The 24,653-nt window shown below is 53.3% G+C and carries 16 protein-coding genes; 10 read left to right on the top strand and 6 right to left on the bottom strand.

The features are described 5' to 3' along the window. Positions 1–93: 93 nt before the first annotated feature. The 3 genes from BLQ88_RS02475 to BLQ88_RS02465 are packed head-to-tail and all read right to left on the bottom strand — an operon-like array spanning position 94 to position 4,102. Positions 94–1,806, bottom strand: a complete 1,713-nt coding sequence (locus BLQ88_RS02475; RefSeq protein WP_090146413.1) for a GMC oxidoreductase — start codon at positions 1,804–1,806, stop codon at positions 94–96. A 59-nt stretch (positions 1,807–1,865) separates the two neighbouring features. Further along, positions 1,866–3,050 carry an esterase gene (locus BLQ88_RS02470; RefSeq protein ID WP_229212541.1) on the bottom strand — a complete coding sequence of 395 codons (1,185 nt, stop codon included), beginning with the start codon at positions 3,048–3,050 and terminating at the stop codon, positions 1,866–1,868. Positions 3,051–3,097: 47 nt separating this feature from the next. Then, positions 3,098–4,102, bottom strand: coding sequence for a LacI family DNA-binding transcriptional regulator (locus tag BLQ88_RS02465; RefSeq protein WP_090146410.1), 1,005 nt, complete (start codon positions 4,100–4,102; stop codon positions 3,098–3,100). 137 nt (positions 4,103–4,239) lie between these two features. Here BLQ88_RS02465 and BLQ88_RS02460 point away from each other — a divergent pair, with 137 nt between their 5' ends. Continuing rightward, entirely contained in the window at positions 4,240–6,459 is a 2,220-nt protein-coding gene (locus BLQ88_RS02460; protein WP_090146408.1) for an alpha-amylase family protein, read from the top strand. Next, complete coding sequence (locus tag BLQ88_RS02455; protein WP_090146407.1) at positions 6,459–8,345, top strand: alpha/beta hydrolase; 1,887 nt, start codon at positions 6,459–6,461, stop codon at positions 8,343–8,345. Before BLQ88_RS02460 ends, BLQ88_RS02455 begins: the two co-directional genes overlap by 1 nt. Here BLQ88_RS02455 and BLQ88_RS02450 read toward each other — a convergent pair whose 3' ends face one another. The 3 genes from BLQ88_RS02450 to BLQ88_RS02440 form a co-directional block, all read right to left on the bottom strand. Beyond that, positions 8,346–9,890 (bottom strand): DUF1501 domain-containing protein, encoded by a 1,545-nt coding sequence (locus tag BLQ88_RS02450; protein WP_090146405.1) that lies wholly within the window; start codon positions 9,888–9,890, stop codon positions 8,346–8,348. It abuts the gene before it with no gap. Between the two features lie 2 nt (positions 9,891–9,892). Next, positions 9,893–13,117: a DUF1553 domain-containing protein gene (locus tag BLQ88_RS02445; protein WP_090146403.1), complete on the bottom strand. Its 3,225-nt coding sequence runs from the start codon at positions 13,115–13,117 to the stop codon at positions 9,893–9,895. A gap of 168 nt (positions 13,118–13,285) precedes the next feature. After that, on the bottom strand, positions 13,286–13,507 hold the full coding sequence (locus tag BLQ88_RS02440) for a hypothetical protein (RefSeq protein ID WP_090146402.1): 222 nt from the start codon (positions 13,505–13,507) through the stop codon (positions 13,286–13,288). Between the two features lie 303 nt (positions 13,508–13,810). On the opposite strand from BLQ88_RS02440, the gene ypfJ reads away from it, so the two are divergent. The 8 genes from ypfJ to BLQ88_RS02400 all read left to right on the top strand — a co-directional run bounded on the left by ypfJ (position 13,811) and on the right by BLQ88_RS02400 (position 24,613). Beyond that, the gene (gene ypfJ, locus BLQ88_RS02435) at positions 13,811–14,656 is read left to right on the top strand and encodes a KPN_02809 family neutral zinc metallopeptidase (protein WP_090146400.1); all 846 of its coding nucleotides are present in this window, start codon (positions 13,811–13,813) and stop codon (positions 14,654–14,656) included. 71 nt (positions 14,657–14,727) lie between these two features. After that, positions 14,728–15,108 carry a response regulator gene (locus BLQ88_RS02430; RefSeq protein WP_090146398.1) on the top strand — a complete coding sequence of 127 codons (381 nt, stop codon included), beginning with the start codon at positions 14,728–14,730 and terminating at the stop codon, positions 15,106–15,108. Between the two features lie 55 nt (positions 15,109–15,163). After that, the gene (locus tag BLQ88_RS02425; protein WP_090146396.1) at positions 15,164–16,870 is read left to right on the top strand and encodes a PAS domain-containing sensor histidine kinase; all 1,707 of its coding nucleotides are present in this window, start codon (positions 15,164–15,166) and stop codon (positions 16,868–16,870) included. 98 nt (positions 16,871–16,968) lie between these two features. Next, complete coding sequence (locus BLQ88_RS02420) at positions 16,969–20,232, top strand: SusC/RagA family TonB-linked outer membrane protein (RefSeq protein WP_090146395.1); 3,264 nt, start codon at positions 16,969–16,971, stop codon at positions 20,230–20,232. Between the two features lie 21 nt (positions 20,233–20,253). Then, positions 20,254–21,696, top strand: coding sequence for a SusD/RagB family nutrient-binding outer membrane lipoprotein (locus BLQ88_RS02415; RefSeq protein ID WP_090146393.1), 1,443 nt, complete (start codon positions 20,254–20,256; stop codon positions 21,694–21,696). 120 nt (positions 21,697–21,816) lie between these two features. Continuing rightward, entirely contained in the window at positions 21,817–22,077 is a 261-nt protein-coding gene (locus BLQ88_RS02410) for a hypothetical protein (RefSeq protein ID WP_229212540.1), read from the top strand. A 19-nt stretch (positions 22,078–22,096) separates the two neighbouring features. Further along, positions 22,097–23,356 (top strand): ComEC/Rec2 family competence protein, encoded by a 1,260-nt coding sequence (locus BLQ88_RS02405; RefSeq protein WP_090146389.1) that lies wholly within the window; start codon positions 22,097–22,099, stop codon positions 23,354–23,356. A 303-nt stretch (positions 23,357–23,659) separates the two neighbouring features. Next, entirely contained in the window at positions 23,660–24,613 is a 954-nt protein-coding gene (locus BLQ88_RS02400; RefSeq protein WP_229212539.1) for an alpha/beta fold hydrolase, read from the top strand. The last annotated feature ends 40 nt before the right edge of the window (positions 24,614–24,653 follow it).

Genomic DNA, 24,653 nt, shown 5'->3' with positions numbered 1-24,653 from the left:
GTCAATGAGTGAATGAGTGAATGAGTGAATGAGTGAATGTTTTTTCGATTATTCACTCATTCACTCATTCGCACATTCACTCATTAAAACTCATCAAATGTTCCCCTTCCGCATCTGACCAACCGCATAATCTGCCGCCCGTGCCGTCAGTGCCATATAGGTCAGTGACGGGTTTTGCGTGGAGGCTGACGTCATGCAGGCACCGTCGGTTACGAATACGTTCGGGACCTGGTGCATTTGGTTCCATTGATTGAGGATCGATGTTTTGCCATCTTTTCCCATTCTGGCACCGCCCATTTCGTGGTTTTCACTGCCGGGGTTGCGGTGGGTGTCGGAGGTTTTGATGTTTTTGAAACCGGCTTTATCGAGCATTTCGCTGAGTTCGGTATAAAAATCCTTCACCATTTTCATATCGTTATCGTCGAACGACACGTTCATGCGCAGCTGCGGAATGCCCCAGTCGTCTTTCAGGTTTTCGTCCAGCCTGATGAAATTGGTTTCCTTCATCAACACTTCACCCATCATCTGCGCGCCGAGTGACCAGCCGCTTTCGTCGGGTGCAAATAAGCTGGCTTTCAGCGATTCTCCCAGGCCGTCGTTGGCATTACCCACTTTGGAAGCCGAAAACGAGGTGGCATACCCGCGGAGAAAATCAGTTTCCTGCTTGAACACATTTCGGAAACGGGGGATATAGGCGCCATTCGGGCGGCGTCCGTCGACGGTGCGGTCGTGGAAGCCGTCGAAATCCGCCTGTACGCGGCCGCGGTAATTGTGAAAGCCGATGAACTTGCCCAGCACGCCGCTGTCGTTACCGAGCCCATTCGGGAAGCGGCTGGATTTGGAATTGAGTAAAATCAGGTTGGAATTGATGGCCGATGCATTGATGAAAATGATTTTGGCGTAATACTCGGTCATCTGCTTCGTCTGCGCATCCACCACGCGCACGCCTGTAGCCCTTTTTTTCTTTTCATCATAAATCACCGAATGCACCACCGAATGCGGCCTTAATGTGAGATTACCCGTCTTTTCGGCCCATGGCAATGTAGCCGCATTGGTACTGAAATACCCGCCGAACGGACAGCCGCGCTGGCACATATTGCGGTGCTGGCATTTGGCGCGGCCCTGCTGGGTGTGGATCGGCTGCGGATCGGTGATGTGCGCGGCGCGACCGATGATGACCGGGCGCGTACCTTTGTAATTTTTGGCCGTCTGGTCGCTGAAATGCTTTTCCACGCAGCTCATTTCGTGCGGGGGCAAAAACTCGCCGTCGGGAAGCTGTGGCAGGCCGTCCTTATTGCCGGAAATGCCCGCAAATTTCTCCACATAGCTGTACCAGGGCGCTATGTCCTTGTAGCGGATCGGCCAGTCGGTAGCGAAGCCGTCGCGCGCCGGGCCTTCAAAGTCGTAATCCGACCACCGCTGCGTTTGCCGCGCCCACAGCAGCGAGCGGCCGCCTACCTGGTACCCGCGCATCCAGCTGAACGGCTGGTCCTGCACATAGGGATGCTCGTAATCCTTCACCACGAAATGCATGGCATCCTCCCTGAAAATATAATGCTTGCTGGCCATCGGGCTCGCCTCGCGGACGGCCAGCGGCGGCAACCCGCGATGCTCGAATTCCCACGGCATCATGTTCGTGGTGGGGTAGTCGACAATATGTTTCACATCGCGCCCGCGTTCGAGCACGAGGGTTTTCAATCCTTTTTCGGTTAATTCCTTCGCCGCCCAGCCCCCGCTGATCCCCGTCCCCACAACGATCGCGTCGAATGTCTGTGCCTTGGTGGCGTCAATGTTGAAATAGCTCACGGTGATAATTTTGAATGAATGAATGAGTCAATGAGTGAATGAGATTTAAAAATATTCACTCATTTCTTAAATAGATTGGGAAGCAACTTATCGTGCAACAGCAACCGCCACGTTCCCCAGTCGTGTGCGCCTTCGCCGCCGATGAAGTAGTCGTGCTTTATGCCTGATTTTTCCAAAGCAGCATGGGTAGCGGCAGACCTTTTACCGATGGCTTCCTGCTGTTCGTTGCCGCCGAGGCCTACGAGCAGGTAATCCACTTTGCTCTTAATTTTTGAGTCGTTAAAGAATGCCGGGTTCAATTTTTCAGGTTCCAGGTCGCCTGCGCTCAATATGCCGAATGAACTGAACAGGTCTATCGCATTGAAACCTACGGCCTGGGTATGCCTGCCGCCCATGGAAAGCCCTGAAATAGCCCGGCCTTTCCGGTCCTTGATTGTGGTATAATGCTTGTCGACAAACGGAACGATCTGTTTTCGCAGTTCTTCTTCAAACAACTTGTAAGTCTTTTCCAAATGCTTCGGATCGTTGCGGTGGATGACCTGGTTATTAGGCATTGCAATGATCATCGGCATGATTTTGCCCTCGGCCAACAGGTTATCCGCGATGAAATTGGCCCGCCCGTCGAGCGTCCAGCCCGAAGCGAGCTCGCCGCTGCCGCCCAGCAGGTACAGTACCGGGTACTTTTTCGTCGGATCGTAACCCGGCGGCGTGTACACAAACATTTCCCGCTCGCCATTCAGCACGTCGGAATGGTAAATGTGCCTCGCAATGCTCCCGTGCGGCACATTGCGTGCGTCGTAGTAGGCAGGCCCGCTCCCATGCACGACGAGATTGCTGTATCCGGGCTGGTTCGAAGTGCCTGTGAGCGTATTGTTCGGGTCGGCCACGGCTACGCCGTCGACCAGGAAACGGTACACATAAATATTCGGTGTTACAGGCCCGACCGTCAGCGTCCATAGCCCGTCGTTGTCTTTTTTGAAGGGAATATTGCCCTTGTTTTTCAAAGCCAGCAATATCGGTCCGCCTGTCAGCTCTACCGTCTGCGCGTCCGGCGCTTTGAGGCGGAATGTAATGGTATGGTCGTCTTTAACTTCCGGGGAAATCACATTCCCGCCGTAGGGTACCAGTTGTTCCGTGTTTTTCTGCGGCGCCCAATCGAGGTTGACGTTCGCTTGCTGGGCCGTCGTCGCCAGCGGAATAGCCAGCAGGGAAGAAATGAAAAGGTATTTTTTAAAGGGTTTCATCAGGATATGCATTTCAGGAACAAAGACGAGGAAATGGGCAGGATACTCTAACTCGACCCTCGCAAAACCAGCGAACTTTCGAGCACCACCCGCTCAAATGCAAACCGGGTGCTGTTCAGTTCTTTGAAAACGAGCTCCATCGCTTTGACGCCCATTTCGTAGGCGGGCTGCGATACGGAGATGAGGGGCGGGTCGAGAAGCTCGTTGGTAGGCTCGTTGTAGAAGCCGATGATGGCGAGTTCTTCGGGAATGCGGATGCCGCGCTGCCGTGCCAGCACAAGCGCCCATTGTGCGATCTGGTCGCTGTACGCGAGGATGGCGTCGTACTGCGCGCCGGAATCGAAGAGTTCGGTAATGGCGGCGATCATGGCTTCTTTTTCCTGGTCGGCGGCGAGCCGCACAATGTCCGGGTCGAGCGGAATGCCGTGGTCGGACAATGCCTGTGAGTAGCCTTCAAAACGTTTCCGGCTGATCTGCAAATGCTCCGGGCCCCGGAAAAAGGCGATCTGGCGCCGGCCTTGGGCAATCAATAGCGATGTAGCTTCGTAGGCGGCCTGGTGGTTGTCGATCAGTACCTTGGAACAGGTTATTTCTTCACAATCGCGGTTGAACAGTACCAGCGGCACGTTTTTGCGCTGGATTTTCAGTAAATGGTCGTAGTTGGTGGTATTGGCCGACATCGAAAGTACCACCCCCGAGGTCCGCGAGCTGAGTAAACTGTGAATTTGCCGTACTTCTTTTTCGTAACTGTCGTCGGTCTGGCAGATCAGGAGCTGGTAACCGTGCTTTTCGGCCACTTCGGCCATGCCTGGAAGCGCCTGCAGGTATAATGCATAACTGATTTTCGGAACCACCACACCAATGGTATTGCTGCGGCGGTTGAGAAGCTGGAACGCGAGCTGGTTGGGCTCGTAATCGAGCTGCTCGGCGAGCTCGTATACGGCCTGGCGGGTGGTTTCTTTAATGTCCGGGTGGTTTTTCAATGCCCTCGAAACGGTGGATATGGAAATGCCGAGCTTCGTGGCGATGGTTTTCAGTGTAATGTCCTCCATACTGCAAAGGTTTGCGGAAAGGTTTGCGAAAATTATTTAAGTATTTTATTTGCAGGCACTTGTATAAATTTCTTCCTTGCTGAAAGATAGTGTTTTCCTGACACAACCCATCACAACCTCGGACTGTTTTCCATTTTATGATCCGCATTTACGCTACGTTTCAGCTTCTGTTAGTGAGTTTGTGTATTTCAAATGTCGCCCTGGCTGCTCCTGCATTGCCGGAATGGACACATACCCGCCGCAACCTGATCCTGAAATGGGACCTCGCGGCAGACAAGGCCACATTAGCGCATTCCCAAAAAGGCGCGGTAATGTGGCAAGGCAGCCTGTTGCCTTCATTTTGGTATGAAAATCTCAGAAAGGAGAAAAAGTACTCGAAGGCAGTCGTGCAATCGGCTGTAAAAGAAGGTGACAAGCTCACTGTTGCATTGCAATGGCCGGGGCTTGGCAAAGGTCGGCTGGTGGTTGAAAATGGGGAAACGGGCTGGCGCTTCACCGAACTCTCAGCGGAATGGACGGCTTTTACCCCCAAAATCCTTGAAATGTACCTCGGAGCGTCGATGGTGAATGGCGCCAACGTGCACCCTACCTGGGACAGGCCGTTCATGCCCGACTGGCAATCGTTCGGCTACTGTGTGCCGGGCGCGAAGGCCGGGACGGTGCAGAGCTACTTCCGGAGCTGGGATTTCGGGCATACTACCATTGCATTGGGCAATTTCGGACCTTCGATGGGCACGCCGTATGGTGCCGCGTTTCCGCGCCCGGTACTTTTCGCGGGGATGGGGTCGGACGATGGCTGGATTACCATCGGCGCGGGAAGTGTGCCGGATGCCGCGATGTCGCTGAAAATCCAATCGACGCGGGGATGCTTGCAGTTTTTGTACCGTGAAGATCTCTGGGGTCCGCCGAAAGGAAAAATACGCATTTGGAAAGACCTGGCACGCATTGCGATCGATACGACGGCTCGGGAGAGTTTCGGGCGATATTATGCTTCATTCCCGGAAGTGGCCAAATCCAATTCCGGAGAATCGTTACGGAAGCAGACGGCTTCGATCTGGAACACCTGGGGTATGTGGCGGTTTAAGAAATACCCGATCCGCCCGATCGCGGACTTTATGGAGAAGATGCACAACGAGGTGATGGTGCTCGACGATCCGTGGGAGTCGTCGCAGGGCTCGGGTGTGCCGGATTTGAAGAAGTTCCCGGATTTCTACGAAGACATTGCCTATATCCGCAAAAAAGGCGTCGAAGTGGGCGTTTGGGAAACGATCGGGTGGATCAAGGACACCGCAGCATGTGGTTTGGGTAAAAAGGATTTGATACTGGATAAAAATGGCAAGCCATGCATGGCTAACTGGAATTTCGATCCGCAGGGCGACGCCTACTACTGCATGGATTTCAGTTCGGAGCGGACGAAAAAATTCCTCTGGGACCGCACGGTGCGTATTATGAAGGACATCAGGCCACGCGTGATCAAGCTGGATTTTGGCTATGGTTTGCCCAGCCCGGACATGGGTGCCCCCCGCGACCCCGCATTGCGCGGCGAACGGCATACATTCGCATTGATGCAGCAGATCGCGAAGGCGGCCAAGAGCGTGGACCCCGGCGTGGTGATCATGGGCTACGGTATCAGCCCGCTGTGGGTGCCGCTCACCGACCTCGTTTCGCTCGACGACCAGGGAGATTTATGGTTCGATTTGCACCGGGGGCATCAGGAATGGAGTGTGTGGGCGTCGCTGCTGGGCGGGTATGGCGTAGCGATCAGCGGCTCGTCGTGCTACGACTGGGCGCTGGATGACGGTATTTTGCTCAATTCAGTGATTCTGGGCTCTCCCGGAGCAGTCTTGCCAAGCGAAATGGCCGAAAACGCACCGGTACCCCGGCAGTTTATGAATCGCAGGCTGGCTGTCAATCTCTGGCACCGGCGTACCGCCCAATGGGAGCCGCGCTGGTACAACAGCAACACCGGAAATATGCAGGGCCCGCCGGAATTGAAATGCTGGGGGAGGCTGGAAGGTGGCGGCAATCTGACGGCTTTGGTACTTCGGGAACTACGACCAGGCGAAGCGCAAACAGGCGGAAATTCGGTCGAAAACATCAGCTGGACGGGTAAATGGGCATTGATCTCGCAGGATAATGCTTCCATTGCAAAGTCCGGTCAAGTGGCCGTGATACCGTTCGCACCGGGGTACATTAGTTTTTTTACCCAAAACAGACCCACGAAAATCATCCGCCGCAATATAGACGGGGAGTTTGCCGCAGATCAATGGACATGGGCCGATGGAAAGCTTACCATTACCGTCAGCGAAGAGGAATTTAGGAATACTGCCGGATACCTGGTTCATACACAACCGTAATGCACACCATCACCATGAACGCACCCAACCTGACACGATTCGTTAAAGTATTCACCCTCATCGCCCTCGTGAGCATGATGCGCGCGTACGCACAGGTGCCTTATCAGGACCTGACGCACGAAAGCAAGGTATTCGGGCACCCGAAATATTACCGGCTGTACCTACCCACCGGCTATGCGCAATCGGGCAAGCGGTACCCGGTCATCTACTTTTTCCACGGCTGGGGCGGGCGGCATTCGAGCGATGACAATGCGAAACTGGAATATGCGATGCTGCAAAAGCTGGTGGACAAGTATCAGGCCATTATGGTGATGTGGGACGGCAATATCGAGGAAAAGCAGCCACGGCCTTATAATGTTGGTAATCACGAAGATATAGCGTTTCAGGTGCAGATGAAGGACTATTTTCCGGAACTGATTGCCCACATCGATCGCACTTACCGCACGCTAACCGACCGTGACCATCGGGGCATTGTCGGGTTCAGTATGGGCGGGTTTATGTCGTTGTATTTATCGGGCAAGTATCCGGATATGGTCTGCGCCGGGGTGAGCATTATGGGTAGCCCGGAATTTTTCGTCGGGACGCCGGGTAACCACACGCTTTACCCGGTGCGCTATGCTTTCGGGAATTTGCAGGATGTGAAAATGCGCATTCACACGAGCCCTACCGATATTTTGTATTTCCTGAATCAGGAGGTAAAGGCGGGCGCGGCCTGGGAAGGGAAGAACATCGAAATGGAAGAGTTTTCGGGCGGACATATGGTGGACGACCCGGGCGAGACCTGGCGGTTCGAAAAAGCAATGGCATTCGTGGCCGGCGAGTTCGGTAAAAAGCATCCGCAGCCGAAGAAATGGTCGCATTACGACTTGTACGGAGATTTCGCGCTATGGGGACATGAGGTAAAAAGCGATAAGCAAACGCCGGGGTTCATTTACTTAAAAGATGTTACGCCACAGGGTTTCGGGGTTTACACCCAAAAATGGCTGCCGCACGGGCCGACTGTGCCGATCGGCAATATTAATGTTAAAACGGCGCCGGTTTATATTGCGCATGCAGCTTACAAGCGGGCTAACTATTCTTTCAAAACAGGTAAAATTGCAGTTTCCGACGTGAAAGCCGATGCTGCCGGCAGCATTAGCATTGATTTCGACGCTCACGGAAATGAAACGGGCATTTACAAAGCAGGTGACAAAGCCAACTGGGGTTTTCTCGATTTGAATGCCAATGAAAATCCCTGGTTGAAGAATGGGAGCAATGCACTAAAAATCAGGTTATTAAATCGGGGGAGTGAAGGTGGAGGTAACCTAAAAGTTGTCATTAGCTCCCCGGATAAGAATGTTTCGATTAAGGATTCGGTAAAATCCGTACAGGTTAATGCGAATGCGCGGTTATTCCAAGTGCCTGATTTTGAAATAATCTGTAACAAAAGGCCGCCATTGCACGCCGAGCCAGCGGATATTAAACTGAAAATAACCGTTTATGGCGGCGCGACGGTTAATAGCACGGTGATCAACGTTCCGGTCGATTTTGATGTGCCTTATTTTACCAATATCAAAGTGGACGACGGCAAAATGGTACGCCAGGCTGCATTAGGAAAAGGAAATGGGGATGGTAAGGCGAATGCGGGCGAGGATATTGTTCTGTATGAAGGAGATAAGCGATTGAAAATTGATATTAACAGCGCAGGCATCGTCGCTTCCCGCGAGCAATTCACCGACGAAATGATCCCCGCCCGCTGGCCCGATGGTTTTACCCAGCAATCCATTATCCACGTTCAACCGGGCGCAACGGAAATAGAATGCCTCGGCAGTTACGAAACGAAGACATTCAATCCCATCGAGCGCAAAGTGACCTGGGGACGGGTCAAACTGAAAATTGAGAAATAGCTACGCCAGAATGTCTTTCACCAGTTTCCCATGCACATCGGTGAGCCGGAAGCGCCTGCCCTGGAATTTATAGGTAAGCCGCTCGTGGTCGACGCCCATCAAATGCAGCAGCGTGGCGTGGAAATCGTGGACGTGCACCGGGTCTTTGATGATGTTGTAGCTGAAATCGTCGGTTTCGCCATAGCTGATACCGGACTTCACGCCTGCGCCGGCCATCCACATGGTGAAGCAGCGCGGGTGATGGTCGCGGCCGTAATCGGTGGCGCTGAGCTTGCCTTGCGAATACACGGTCCGGCCAAATTCTCCACCCCATATCACGAGCGTGTCGTCGAGCAGGCCGCGGCGTTTCAGGTCCATGATCAATGCACCGGTAGCCTGGTCGGTGGCTTTGCATTGCTGGGCGATGGCTTTGGGCAGCCCGCCGTGCTGGTCCCAGCCCTGGTGGTAAAGCTGCACGAACTTCACATCTTTTTCCAGCAACTTGCGGGCTAGCAGGCAGTTGGCGGCGTAGGTGCCCGGGTCGCGGCTGTCGGGGCCGTAGAGTTCAAAAACATCGTCCGGCTCGGCGGAGGTATCCATCACATCGGGCACGGAAGTCTGCATCCGGAACGCCATTTCGTATTGCGCAATGCGGTTATTGATCTCCGGATCGCCGTACGCGTCGTTTTGCAGCTGGTTCAGTTTCGAAAGGTAATCGAGCATTTCCTTGCGGTCGTGGCCGTCGTAACCTTCGGGATTGTTCAGAAACAGCACCGGGTCCTTGCCCGAGCGGAACTGAACCCCCTGGTGCCGCGATTCGAGAAAGCCATTTCCCCACAGTCGGGCGTACAATGGCTGGTCTTTCGGGGCATTTTTGGAAACCAGTACGATGAATGTCGGCAGGTTATTATTGTCGGTACCAAGGCCGTAGCTCACCCAGGAGCCAATGGCCGGCCTGCCCGGCAGCTGATTGCCGGTTTGGAAAAAGGTAATGGCCGGGTCGTGGTTAATGGCCTCGGAATAAATGGATTTGACAATGCAAAGGTCGTCGACCACCTTGGCCGTGTAGGGCAGGAGCTCGCTCACCCAGGTGTTGGTCTTGCCATGCTGGTTGAACCCGTAGATCGACGGTGCCATCGGCAATACGCTCTGACTCGCGCTCATACCCGTAAGCCGCTGCCCTTTCCGCACCGAATCGGGCAGGTTCTGGCCGGCCATTTTGACCAGTTTAGGCTTATAATCAAATGTTTCGAACTGCGACGGCCCGCCCGCCATGAACAGGTACACCACCCGTTTGGCTTTCGGGGCGATATGCGGTAACGCTTTCAATATTTCCGATTCGAGGTCCCCAGTGGACACTGCCCCAGTGGATGCCGCCGCAGTGGACACCGCAGCCTGCCTCGACGCCGATCCATACAACTTATCGAGCCCGAAAAGTGAGCCAACGGCCATAGCGCCCAGCCCGAGGGAGGTTTGGGTGAGGAAACGGCGGCGGTCCAGTTTCCGGTGCAGTTCGTTGAACTCGGGCGTATGCATGCGGAACTCGTCTTCGTGATGGTGCTGCATGGTTATCGTTTGGTTAAGGCGGCGTCTGAATTGAGAATGGTGCTCGCTACCACGCTATTGGCAGCTAGCAATGCGGGGTCGAGCGACTTGTCGGCCACGTGCTGGCCGGTATGGAGCCAGCCGGCGGTCTTTTTCGGGTCTTTCCGGAATTTTTCTTCCTCTACTTTACGCAATGCAAGCAGCAGGTCTACCTCCCTCCCGGGCGGTTTGCGACCAGTGAGCTTGCGGTAGGCGGTGGTAATCGACTGGCGTGCGTCGGGAATGCGGCACATTTGCTCGCCCATCACGCACATCGCTTCCACAAATGTGGGGTCGTTGAGGGTAACGAGGGCTTGCAATGGCGTATTCGTTTTTTGCCGCCGCACCACGCAGAAGCTCCGCGAAGTAGCGTCGAATGTCGCGAGCGTAGGGTTGGGTACCGAACGTTTTACGATGACGTACAAGCTCCGGCGGTACACGGCATTACCCGAATCGGGTGTGTAGGTGCTGCTGTTGATCGACCATAACCCTTCTGGTTGGTAAGGTTTTACACTCGCACCGCCGATTTTGGGGTTTATCAATCCGCTGGCCATCAATGCATTGTCACGGATCATCTCGGCCGACATCCGGTTCGCAGGCCCGCGTGCATACAGGCGGTTGTCGGGGTCGCGCTCGCGTACATCCCTGCTCGTGCGGGAGTCCTGGCGGTAGGTGGCCGATAGCACGATCAGTTTGTTCAGTTTCTTAATATCCCAACCCGATTCGCGGAAGGTAACGGCCAGCCAGTCGAGCAATTCCGGGTGGGTAGGCAGCTCGCCCTGGTTGCCGAAGTCTTCGGTGGTCTTCACGAGCCCGGTACCGAAGAAATTCTGCCAGTAGCGGTTCACAGCCACGCGCGCCGTGAGCGGGTTATCCGCGTGCGTGAGCCATTGCGCGAGGCCGTCGCGGTTTTTGGGTAAATTTTTAGGGAATGCCAAAATCGATGCGGGCGTAGACGGGAACACCTTTTCACCCAATGCATCATAATTCCCACGCAGCAGAATGTGGGCCTGCCTGGGCTTGGGCATTTCCTGCATCACCATCATTTCCTTGATACGCTCGGTAGAGTCCGAAAGCTCCGTGCGGGCGTCGCGCAATGCGAGCCGCGCCTTTGCGATAGCCGGATCGACGGCGGAAATGTAGTAGTTTTTCAATGCGGCGGTTTCAGTAGCTGTCAGTTCAGTCGCATTCCTTGCCGCTATCGCCGACCATGACGATTTGCGGGCAAGTAATGCTGTTTCAAATGGCGTGAGCTCGCGGTTGTAGACGGTAATGTCGTCCACTTGCGCATTTTTTAGTCCAAAACCCCTCCACCACGCGCCAATCTGCAAGCCGGGCTGGACGGACGATTTGAAGAGAATATCTTTCGTAAGCTGATCCATTGTCGTTTCTATCGCGGCCTCCTGCCCATTGACATACAATTTAAAACCTGCCGCTTTGGAGGAGCCGTCGTAGGTCATCGTCAGCTGTACCCATTGGTCTTTCGGTATCGGCTGCCTGCTGATCCGCGTCAATGCGTCCGACGGCGCGGTATGCGCCATGTTCAGTTCGAGGCGGTCGTTTTTGAGGTACAAATGATAGCCGCGGAAGTTGTAGAGCCGCTCTGCCTGGCTTTTGTGCAGGATTACCCCTTCGTGCAGTTCTTTGGGAATATTTACCCAAATCCCCACGCTGAATGGCTCCGACTTGCGGAACACACCGTTCTGGCCGAGATCGAGGTAAACGTCGCCGTCGAGTGCGAGCGACTTGCCGTCGGATTTGGCTGCAAATACCGGATCGCCGCCGGGAGAACCGGCTTCGCGCTTCATTACGCCCGTTTCTTTGGCGTTCACCGCATTGCGCAGCGAGTTGCTTTCAAATGTATAATGTGCCTGCAAACCAGCTTTGGGCAGTTGCTCTTTGGCCAGGTTGCGGTAGCCGCCCGCATTGATCCATTGTTTGAAACCGGCCTCCGCACTGCGCTGCGTAGTAGCAAGCTGCTGTTCTTCGGTTTTGATTTTGGTTTGAATAAAATGCAAAGTTTGCTCTTGCGCGGCGGTTGGCAGGAGCATCGTTGGCGTCGGCAACGCGTCGTCCCAGGATATTTGCCCGGCTTCTTTTACATTATTAAAGAAGCTATACAGTTCGTAGTAGTTCTTTTGCGAAATCGGGTCGTATTTGTGGTCGTGGCATTTGGCGCAGCCGACGGAAAGTCCCAGGAATGCGTCACCGAAGGTGTTGGTGCGGTCGACGACGTATTCGGTTTGAAATTCCTCTTCGATAATACCACCCTCCATATTCTGCTGGTGGTTGCGGTTGAATGCCGTGGCAATGCGCATTTCCTTCGTAGGACCAGGCATAAGGTCGCCGGCGAGCTGCCAGTGTACGAACTGGTCGTAATGCATGTTTTTGTTGAATGCATTGATCACCCAGTCGCGGTAGGGCGACATATCCCGCAGCCTGTCGACGGTGTAGCCATGCGAGTCGGCAAAACGGGCCAGATCGAGCCAATCGACGGCCATTTTCTCGCCATAATGCGGGGAAGCCAGCAGCCTGTCCACTTGTTTTTCATAGGCATTGGCCGAATTATCTTTCAGGAATGCATCCGTTTCTGCAAGCGTCGGCGGGAGGCCGGTAAGGTCGAGCGAAACCCTGCGGAGCAGTATTTCCTTTTCAGCCTGCGCCGAAGGTTGCAGTTTTTCTTCTTCCAGTTTTTTAAATACAAAATGATCTATCGCATTGATAGCCAGGTTGTCGTGCTGCGTACCCGGGACCTCCGGTTTTTCAGGATTTACAAATGCCCAGTGCGGCTTGTACTCGGCACCTTCTTCAATCCAGCGAATCAGTATCGCTTTCTCGCGCGCGGACAAGCTCAGGTGCGACTCGGGCGTAGGCATCACATAATCCGGATCGGAAGAGATAATGCGGTGGAAAAATTCGCTGTCGGCCAGGTCGCCGGGGTCGATGGCGGTCAGTCCGGAGTTTTTGGACACTTTATGGAATGCAGATTCGGCCATGTCGAGGCGCAGGCCGCCTTTTTGTTTGGCTTTATCGGGCCCGTGGCAGGCAAAGCATTTGTCGGAAAGTACGGGTTTTACGTGCTGGTTGTAATCCAGCTTATCGGGGAGTTCCTTCATCGCAACTTCCACATCCTCGGGCAGTTCGGGAGAACAGGAGTAGAAATGCCCGGTCAGCAACACCCACAGAAAGAAAACTTTAATATGCTTCATACCACCCGAAAAGCCTGCCCCGCTGGAATTATAATTTATTATTTAATAAAAATAATACAAAACCGCGGGAATGCCCTGCAGAGGGTGTGTTAATGCTTGATAACCAGGAAGGAAAAGAAACAAAGGAACGTGAGTAGTTAAATGGTTGCAGCAGCTGACAGGCAGTCGCTACGCGAGGATCGCCGGATTGCTATTCCGGATGGACACGCGAATGTCCTCGATCTTGTGGTGGTTGAGCCAGCGCCGAAAATCAAGTGCGTGTTCGGGCTGGTAGTGGATGATCGCCCCGTTGGTCAGCATCAGAGTGAACGTGCTGTACGCCTGCAAGAATTTGCAGATTTCCGTGGAGTGATACGCGAATCCGGCAAAATAGGGTTTAGTATACGGCATAGGCTGATTTAATTAACTTCAGTTGCCTAAATTTAAATACATCGCGTCGTCGTCGAAGAATTTATTGAGCTATGTTTCGGAATTACTTATTTAACGGCTTTATAAGTTATTGTATGGACTAAATACTTTACGAAATCTACATTTGTAGACTTGCACTACAATATTTGTACGCCATTGCGCCCGCTGTAAAATTATCGTGGCACGCTGCTTTTCATAGCTGGCATTATTTCTATATTTGAATGCGACGGGTTCGGGAATCCGGCCCGTATTAGATTCTATTTCTAACCTAAATACATCAACAACATGCGTTGGCAGGATTTACGCAGAAGCAGCAACATCGACGACCGCCGCGGAATGTCGGGCGGGGGGAAGGTTGCATTAGGGGGCATCGGGGTGATCATCGTGGTTGCCATCGGGCTGCTGACCGGTCAGGACCCGCAGGAGATTCTTTCCAATATACAGGGCACGCAAACCGAACAGGCCGAATCCAGGCCCGCAGGCCCGCGCCCGGACGACAAGACAGCCGATTTCGTTTCGGCGGTTTTGGGTAGTACCGAAGATGTCTGGACGCAAATTTACGCCCAGAATAACGCCGAGTATGAAAAGCCCGTGCTGCAAATGTTTTCGAACGCGACGCAAAGTGCTTGCGGCGGCGCTTCATCGGCAATGGGTCCGTTCTATTGCCCGGCCGATCATAAAGTCTACATCGATCTGACATTCTGCGACGAGCTGCGCGACCGGTTCAATGCGCCGGGCGAGTTCGCGGTGGCGTATGTGGTGGCGCATGAGGTGGGGCACCATGTGCAGAACCTGATGGGTATTTCGCAACAGGTTCAGGAACAGCGCCGCCAGCTCAGCGAAGCCGAGTATAACAAGCTTTCGGTCAAACTGGAATTGCAGGCCGACTTCCTCGCGGGCGTGTGGGCATACCACGCCAACCAGCGCGATAAAATCCTCGAACCCGGCGACCTCGAAGCCGCGCTGACGGCCGCCAATGCCATTGGTGACGACAAACTCCAAAAGGAATCGCAGGGGTACGTGGTACCCGATGCATTTACGCATGGAAGTTCCGAGCAAAGAATGTATTGGTTCAAGAAGGGTTATGAAACCGGCGACCTGAACCAGGGGCGCTACCAGGATATTCGATAAATCGGGCAACGAATACTTGGTTTAAGCTCCATTGTAGTATAATTTGCATTGATTTTTTTTACTCCCTGTAAATGCTCTATCAGAACATTCTTCTCATCGACGATGATGAAGATGATCAGGAGATTTTCCTGACCGCGCTTGAATGTACCCGAAAACCTGTTCGCTGCACTGTTCTGGACAGCGCCAGGAAGGCTTTAAGCCAGATCGCAAAAGGAGAACTCGAAACCGACCTCATTTTTCTCGACCTTAACATGCCCCTGATGAACGGGCAGCAGTTTCTGGCGGAGATCCAAAAAGATGAAAAACTCCGCGAAATTCCGGTTGTAATCCTCTCTACCTCCTCCAACGCCGCCACGGTAGCGCAGGTGAAACAGCTGGGCGCCTACCATTTTTTTACAAAACCAGGCCGTTTTGAAGACCTGGTGGCGATACTCGACAAAGTATTGGTGTAGCATCCGTTCTGGCGCGATTATAGTAGGGTTGCTTTTAGTCTATTCATTCTTCGACATGGATTTACGTAAGCCCACAAACGACCAGGTTTTTCATTTTATACAGGGAGGCGGCGAAATGGGCGCCCTGACCCGGTCGTTCGACTGGACGGCGACGTCGATAGGCCCGCCGGAATCATGGCAGCAAAGCTTGCGGACTACCCTGGGCATTGTACTGCATTCCGCATTTCCCATGTTCCTCTTCTGGGACAACGACCTCATCTGTTTCTATAACGACGCATTCCGCCCGAGCCTCGGCAAGGATGGCAAACATCCGGCATTAGGCAAGAGAGGGCAGGAGGTTTGGCCCGAAATCTGGGACTTTATCGGCCCGCTGCTTCAAAAGGTCATGGATAGCGGGGAGCCGGTGTGGTTTGAGGACCAGCTCGTGCCGTTTTTCAGGAATGGTCAAATCGAGGATATTTACTGGACATTCAGTTACAGCCCTGTGTACGACGACCGGGGCCACGTCAATGGCGTTTTTGTGACTTGCACCGAGACCACCCAAAAGGTCATGGTATTCAATCAGCTGCACGACTCCGAGCGGCGTTTTCAGAACCTGGTGACGGACGCCACGGTGGGGATAATCGTACTCATCGGCGAGGATATGATCGTGGAGATAGTCAACGACGCTTACGGCCGGCTCATCGGCCGTTCCCGCGAGGAGCTGCTCGGGAAGCCACTTTTTTCGGTTATACCGGAAACGGAGTCACATTTCAGAAGCATTCACGATGCGGTCAGGACGACCGGCGAACCGATTTACCTCAGCGACCATCCTTATTTTGTATATATCGATGGCAGGAAGAAGGAGGGCTTTCTGAACCTGGTGTATCAGCCCTATCGCAGCGACGATGGCCATGTGCACGGGGTCATGATCCTTTGCCAGGATGTGACGGAGCTGGTGGTTGCGAGGCTGAAAATGGAGGAGATCGTAGCCGAGCGCACACGTGAGCTCGCGACCGCTAACCGGCATTTACAACGTTCGAACGCGGAGCTGGCGCAGTTTGCCTACATTGCTTCCCACGATTTGCAGGAGCCGATCCGAAAGGTGGCCACTTTCGCGCAGATGCTGGAAGCCGAACTGGGAGATACGACCGAGCGCCAGCGTAATTATCTGAATAAAATCAGAAATGCTTCTTCGCGGATGATGCTGCTGATCCGTGACGTGCTCACATTCTCGCAGTTGTCGAGAGACTCGGACCTGGTGCGGAATACCGATCTCAGCCTGGTACTCGACAATATCGTCGACGATCTCGAACTGCTGATTGATCAGAAGCACGCGAAGGTCAGTTATAGTAACCTCCCGGTGGTGGAGGCGGTGCCGCTGCAAATGGCGCAGCTGTTCGGAAATCTCATTTCGAATGCATTGAAATTCACCCGGGCGGATGTGGACCCCGTCATTACAGTTTCGGCGCAGCTACTCGACAAGGCCGCATTGAAGTCTTACCCGATGCTCGATACCCGTTGTGCATACCATCATTTGGAAGTAAGTGACAATGGCATTGGCTTCGAGGAACACTACGCGGAGAAAATTTTCGAGATTTTTCAGCGCCTCCACGGCAAAAAGGAGTTCGAAGGCACGGGTATCGGCCTGGCAATGTGCAAGAAGATTCTTCAAAACCACCACGGGCATATTTTCGCCACTTCCGGCGATGGCCAGGGTGCCACTTTCCATATTTTAATTCCTGAAAACCAGTCCTGTTTCGCCGATTCGTCGACGCTTTGAACCGAACCGTCGATTTCCTTCGCCTACATCAAGTACCCGTCAGTATACGTATTTCGATTTCGCCTTTAAAGAATATTTAATCTTTAAATTTTACAAACATGGCGCAATCGATACGAAGTTGTTTATCGGTCTTACTAGCCGTGCTGTTTTGTGCATACGAGGCAGCGGGTCAGGACAGGCGTGTGAAAGGAAAGGTTACGGACGATGCCAATGCGGGCCTTCCGGGCGTGAGCGTGCTCGTAAAGGGCACTGCAAACGGTACTAATACCGACGCGGAGGGTAATTTCAGCATTATGCTTCCGCCCGGCGGCCATGTGTTGACGGTTTCGTCCATCGGGCATGTGACGCAGGACGTGAGCGTTTCGGCGGGAGCGACGGAAGTGAATGTCAGGTTGAAAGCCGATGTGAAGAGCCTCGGCGAAGTGGTGGTGACGGCACTCGGCGTGCAGCGCAGCACGCGTAATGTAGGCTATGCCGTGCAGCAGATCGACGGCGGGGGCATTCAGGAAGCGCGCGAGGTGAATTATATCAATTCTTTGCAGGGTAAACTGGCAGGCGTGCAGATCGGCGGCAACAGCGGCTCCATGGGCGGCTCGTCGCGGGTGACGATCCGGGGTTTGAAATCCATTTCCGGGAACAACAATGCATTGTTTATCGTCGACGGTGTGCCGATGGCCAATATGAACCTGAACTCGTACGGCGTTACGGGCGGGCAGGGGACAGGCGGCGGCGGGTACGACTATGGTAACCCGGCGCAACTGCTCAATCCCAATGATGTCGAGAATATTTCGGTGTTGAAAGGCGCTGCGGCCACGGCGCTTTACGGCAGCCGCGGGCAGAATGGGGTGATTTATATTACAACAAAAACAGGCAAGGGCTCCGGCAAGCTCTCCTTGAATTACGACTTGAATATCCAGGCGGACCAGGTTTCGCTGTTGCCCAAATTCCAGAACCTCTACGGCGGCGGCGGAAGCGATAAGTTTACAAAATTGTATGTCAATGATAATCCTTCCGGATTCCTGCCGGGCGGCGGCACTTACGATGACGGCGATGGAAAAGGCCGTTACGACCTCATTCCCGACTATGGTACCGACGAATCGTGGGGGCCGAAGATGGAGGGGCAGCTTGTGCGGCATTACTGGTCGTGGGACCAGGACCGCAATAACCCGAACTTCGGTAAAGCCGCCCCGTGGAGCCCGCATCCTGACAATGCGAAGGATTTTTTCAAAACCGGCTTCACATTTTCCAACAACCTTTCGGTGGCCAGCAGCGGCGATAATGGCTCGATCCGCTTTTCCGCCGGGCAGACCAAACAGAACTTCATTTATCCCGGAAGTAATCTGAGCCGCTTTTTTATCAGCCTCAATACGGTTTACAAATTCACCGAGAAATTCACGTTCAGCGGCGGGATCAATTACATTAACGACCATTCCAAAGGTCGTCCGGGAACGGGTTTCTTCGGCAATAACCCGATGCTGTTTTATGTGATGTTCGGGCAGCGGCAGATCGACGACGCATATTTGCGCAACTATAAATATGCCGACGGTACCGAGCAATCGTGGAACCGTACGGCGTGGAATATTCAGAAGCCCGCATTTACTCAAAACCCTTACTGGAACCAGTACGAAAACTACAATACCGACCAGAATAACCGTTATTTCGGCAATGCGGGACTTACCTACAAGATTACCGACTGGCTCTCCGCCGACGTCCGGGTGTTCTCCGATTACCTCAACCACCTCGACGAAGTGCGGAGCGCGAAGGGCTTTTTTGTAGGTTCTTATGCCAAACGGGCGGTGATCAATAATGAGAACAACTACCAGGGAACGCTGAATGTCAACAAGAACCTCGGCGATTCCAAGCTGTCGATCGAAGCAGTGGCGGGTGGTAATATATTGAGGATCAAGTCGAGCATCGATGCCGGTACCACCAATGGCGGGCTGCAAAACCCGATGGTGTATGTGCTGCAAAACTCGGTGACGCCGGCGACTGTATCGAATTCCTATGGTAACAAGCAGATCAACTCGGTTTTCGGTTCGGTGACTTTGGGCTATAACAAATTCCTCTACCTCACCGCCACCGGTCGCAACGACTGGGCTTCGACATTGAAACAGACCGGCAACTATTCATATTTCTATCCTTCGGTAGCGGGTTCGTTCATTTTCTCGGATCTGATCGACGGTGCGAAATGGCTCACGCTCGGGAAGGCGCGCCTCTCGTATGCACGCGTGGGTAATGATGCCGATCCGTATTCTGTATCAAGATATTACGACTACGTGGCGCCATTTGATACCTATCCTTTACAAAGCACTTCCGACAAGCTGTTCAATAGTCGTTTGAAACCGGAACTGTCATCGGAAACGGAGGCGGGTGTTGATTTCAAGTTCTTCAACGACCGGTTCGGGGCGAACTTTACCTATTATAACCGCAAGACCAAAAACCAGATCTGGAACGTGCAGATTCCTTCCGAAAGCGGCTTTACGACCAAAGTCGTGAATGGCGGTACCGTGCAGAACAAGGGTATCGAGCTCACCTTATCGGCGACACCGGTGATGACGACCAATTTCAGCTGGCGCATTGGTCTCAATTTCTCCAAAAACAAAAACGTTGTCCTCGACCTGAACAGTACCGGCGACAATATCGCGGGCATTGAGCGGTTTATCATCGGTACTGAGCGCCGCACGAACAAAGTATCGATGGTGGCGCAAAAGGGAATGTCGCTCGGGACAATGCTGGGGACGGATTATGTGTATGATTCGAAAGGCAACAAGACTGTGGCTGATAACGGAACCTACAATGTGACGCCGACGCCGGTCATTATCGGCGACGCGAATCCGGACTTTATCGGCGGGTTGAATAATATGCTGAGCTACAAGAATTTCTATCTTTCGGCATTGGTGGATTTTCAAAAGGGCGGCGATTTCTTCTCCTATACCAATTTGTACGGAAACAAATCGGGTATGCTCAAAGAGACTGCGGAGAATGGCATTCGTGAAAACGGCGTGGTTAACCCGGGCGTGAAAGCCGATGGCTTGCCGAACGACATCGTGGTGCCTGCGCGGACGCATTTCAATGCCGACGGCGGTAACCGCATCAGCAAGGCCAATCTCTACGACGGCAGCTTCATTTACTTGCGTGAGGTGCGCCTGGGCTGGTATTTGCCCGACGCATGGGCGCAGAAGATCCGGATGCAGGCATTGCGGTTGACACTTACCGGCCGGAACCTTTGGTTGATCAAAAGCAATGCGCCGAATGTCGATCCGGCCAACATTACCAATTCCATCAGCAACCAGATCGGTTTTGAAGGAGGCGCGTTGCCGGCCGTACGCAGCTATGGCGTGAACCTGAATGTTACTTTCTGATCCGGTTTAAAATCGATTGATATGAAAAACAAGATATTAATAATGCTCGCCATCCTGCTGGGTTTCACGGGGTGCGACAACTTCGAATCCCTGAATACCGACCCGGCACGGTCGAGTGAAACACAGCCTGAATTCCTGCTTTCCAATGCCGAAAAGCGGGCCTGCGACCTGATGTACGATACCTATTTCAACGGGCGCATTGGAATGGAACTTTCGCAATACTGGATGGGTACCGACAAAACTTCCGACGGGCGCTTCCTCTTTACCAACGACGGTCTCTGGGCAGGGCTCTACGCCGGTCCATTGATGGATTTGAAGGAGATCAGCAACTATTATGACCGCCACCCCGCCGAAAAAAGCGCGCATACCCTGGCCGTGGCCGAAATCCTGAAAGCGTGGATTTTTCATGTACTCACCGATGTCTACGTCGATATTCCCTACACGCAGGCATTGCAGGGCGAGGATATTCCGCAGCCGGTGTTCGATCAAGGAAAAGATGTGTATATGGCATTGCTCAACTCGCTGAAAACGCAGATCGATGTGCTTTCGGGCGCGTCTTCCGGTGTGATCCGCGGGGATATTATGGCCAAAGGCGATGTGCAGCAATGGATCAGGTTCGCGAATGCATTGCGTATGCGAATTGCGATGCGTATGGTGGACGCAGCGCCTGCGGAAGCGAAGACGGTGATTGAAGATGCTGTTAAAAATACGTTAAGTAGTACCGGCCAGGACGTCTATTTTCCTTATAATGTCGCTACCACTACCAACCGCTTTCCTTATAATGATGTGGAGCGGCCGCTGGTGGAATTTGCCGTGACTTCGACATTGGTCGAATACCTGCAATCCGTCAATGATCCGCGCTTGCCTGTTTTTGCGCGCCCGGACGAAACCAATGGCAAATACATCGGGAAGGTGTATGGTACCGAAGCCAATTCCCCGACCATGATCGGTCTGTCGAAGCCGGGCGTGATTGCTTACAGCGGCTCGGCCAAGGGATATGTGATCACCTATGCGGAGATCGCGTTCATTAAGGCGGAAGCCGCGGCACGTGGGATGAATGTGGGTAATGACACGCCGGAAGTGCTTTATAACGAAGCTGTTAAATCCTCGATGGCGCAATGGGGTATTGCCGACGCGAAGGTGGTGGAAACGTATTTGAAAGCGGTGCCTTACAAGGCAGGCGCGTGGAAAAACGTGATCGGTACGCAGAAATGGATCGCGATGTATATGCAGGGATTACAGTCGTGGCTGGAACGCCTGCGCCTCGATCCGAAGAAGCCCGACGGCAGCGTGTTGTTTATCCCCCCGGCGTCGGGTAGCCTTGATCCGGATGTTACCGACGTGCCCAAACGGTTGAAATACCCCAGTAACACACGCGCCAGCAATGCACAAAACAGCGAAAACGCCGCCAAGCGGATAGGCGGTGATACTCAGGCAGTGAGGAACTGGTGGGACGTCCAATGAAAATTAAGATTTTGTTAAAGCATCCTGTATCTTGATTCGGCTCCTTACCTTTGGCGCCGAATTAAGTTTGGATGTGAGATGACGCACGAAAAAATATTTGTTTTAGAAACCGGAAGAGCCGTGAAAGTAAAAGTGGAGGGCGTACTCGCCGAGGACCTCTCCAAAGTAAGTATCCAGGTCGACGTTTTGATCAGAGACCCGAAAGAAGAAGCGTTCAGGCCGCCCATCGGGCTGACGCACCCCAAGTATTGGAAATTGAAAAACCTGGAACCCGAGAAGGCCAGCGCATTGCAAATCCAGTACAGCGGCGTGCACCGGAAGCAGATCCGGAAAACTGTCCGGGAGTTTGATAAATTGCATGCTTTGGAAGTACAAGACTAATCCTTTTCAAAAGTTACCGATGAAATACACCACTATTGTAAAAACCAGCCTGGCCATGCTTTGGCTGGGCTTTTCTGCGCCTGTTGTTCTTGCGCAAACAGTCGGCCAACCGCTGCCGGCCTGGCAGGAGGGAGAACTCGACATTCACCATATCAATACCGGGATGGGGAATTCGGCGTTCATGATCCTGCCGGATGGTACCACATTGCTCGTGGACGCGGGCGCGCTCGATCCCACGGAGGCGCGTACGCAAAGCGCACGTAACACGAAGGCCAAACCGAGCGCAGAGCGCCAACCGGGGGAATGGATCGCCCGGTATATCCGCAAGGTTTCCAAAACGCCCGTTGTGGACTATGCGCTGATGACGCATTTCCACGACGACCATATGGGCTCGCCGACGTCCATTTCTAAAAAGTCGGAGCAGGGTAAATATGTGCTGGCGGGTATTACCGAGGTGGCGGAGTTTGTGCCGGTGAAAAAGATCATCGACCGCGGCTGGCCGGATTATGCCTATCCGAGGGTTTCCAAGGACACGATGGTACGCAATTACCGCACTTTCCTCGATTGGCAGGTGAAAAACAAGGGGCTGCGTGTAGAGGGAAGCGTTCCGGGACGTAATGATCAGATCGTGCTGCTGCATAATCCGCAGAAATATAAGGGCGCATTCGAGGTGCGGAATATTTCAGCGAATGGCGAAATATGGACGGGCGTGGGCAACGTGACCCGCAAGCATTTCCCGGAGCTGAAAGACCTGAAACCGGAGCAGTATCCGAGCGAAAATATGTGCAGCATTGCCACGAGGATCAGTTACGGCAAGTTCGATTATTTCACTGGCGGCGATACGCCCGGAGTGTTACAACCCGGTGTGCCGGCCTGGCACGATGTGGAAACGCCCGTGGCAAAGGTGGTAGGCCCTGTGGATGTCCACATTCTCGACCACCACGGCAACCGCGATTCGCAGAACGATGTCCTGCTCGGCGCATTGCGGCCCCGCGTGCTGGTAATCCCGGTATGGTCGTCGGATCACCCGGGCCACGACGTGCTCGACCGCATTTATTCACAGCGCATTTACCAGGGCGAGCGGGATGTGTTCGCTACGGATATGCTGGAAGCCAACAAGCTGGTGATCGGTGAGCTGCTCAACCGTTTGAAAAGTGATAGCGGCCATGTGGTAGTTCGCGTCGCGAATGGGGGAGATAGTTACCGGGTTTTTGTGCTCGACGACCGGGATGAGGATCTGAAAATCAAATCGATACACGGGCCTTACACATCCCGTTAAATGAAGAAAGCCGGAGCGAACCACCCGGCTTTAATAGATTACCTTCTATAAATAATGAACTAAAATCCATTATGAAAGCAAGGTAGTAAAAGTTCTTCAATGCGAAATACTTTTAAAAGCATTCGTGAGAATATATAGATATTATTCTACTTTACGGATCAAAAGTAACCCGTTGTATATCTCAGTAGGCGCATTGTCCATTTCAGGGCCTGTTTGGCCGATTTGGGCATTATCCTGATTTCCCGTGCTGGTTTGTGAACCTAGTTTTGACCCGTCAATCATTCACAGACCAAAACAATTACAATGATGAAAATCAACACGGGTGTTTCCTTTAAATCTGTATTCTTCTCTGCCATCCTGGCATTGGGGCTTGTTTCCTGCAACAACGACGACGCGTCCGGCAACCAGCCAGCGCCGGTTGCAATCGATTACCATCAAACAGCCAAAACGCAATTTGTCGAAGCCGGCGGTACCAAATATGCCTACCGCATTCTCGGCGATCAATCGGGTGTACCACTGGTCATGCTGGCATCGCTCGGCAGCTCGATGGACGACTGGGACCCGGCCATTACCAACGGGCTTGCACAGAAACACAAGGTAATTTTGTTCGACAACAAAGGCGTGGGAAGTTCTACCGGCCAAGTGCCTGCTACCATCGGCGAAATGGCTAAGGATGCAGTGACGTTCATCAAAGCGATGGGCCTCACCAAAGTGGATCTGATGGGTTTTTCAATGGGCGGTTTCATTACGCAACAAGTACTGCTCGATGAGCCTGCGCTGGTTCGCAAAGCCATCCTGACCGGCACCGGACCCAAAGGAAGCGAAGGGCTCTCGAACTTGCCCAACATCATCGCTTCGACTGCGAATCTCACGCCGGAAGAAACTTTCCTGACATTCGGTTTTACCAAATCGGAAGCCAGCCAGAAAGCCGGAAAAGCTTCCTATGCGCGTGTTCAGGCACGCAAAACCGATCGTGACGAGCCTTTGAGCCAGCAAGGCGGTGGCGCCCAACTCGGAGCTGTACTCGCCTGGGCGAAGCCTTATCCGAATGCGTTGGCCGAATTGAAGACGATCCAGCAGCCAGTGTTGCTCGTGCAGGGGAAAAACGATGTTCCTGTTCCGGTAGTGAATGCGATCAACGCTTCACAAAGCATCCCTAATGCCAACCTCGTAGTGTACCCCGACGCAGGCCACGCCGCATTCTGCCAGTACGCCGACCGGTTTGTCCAGGAAGCGATCGATTTTCTGGGAGAGTAGTCCTACTACAAGCCTACCAAGTACTGTGCCGTTCGGACAT

The organism is Dyadobacter soli (assembly GCF_900101885.1).
Taxonomy (GTDB): Bacteria; Bacteroidota; Bacteroidia; order Cytophagales; family Spirosomataceae; genus Dyadobacter; species Dyadobacter soli.
Note: the sequence above shows the minus strand (reverse complement) of the source record. Positions and strands in the feature narration are given on the sequence as shown.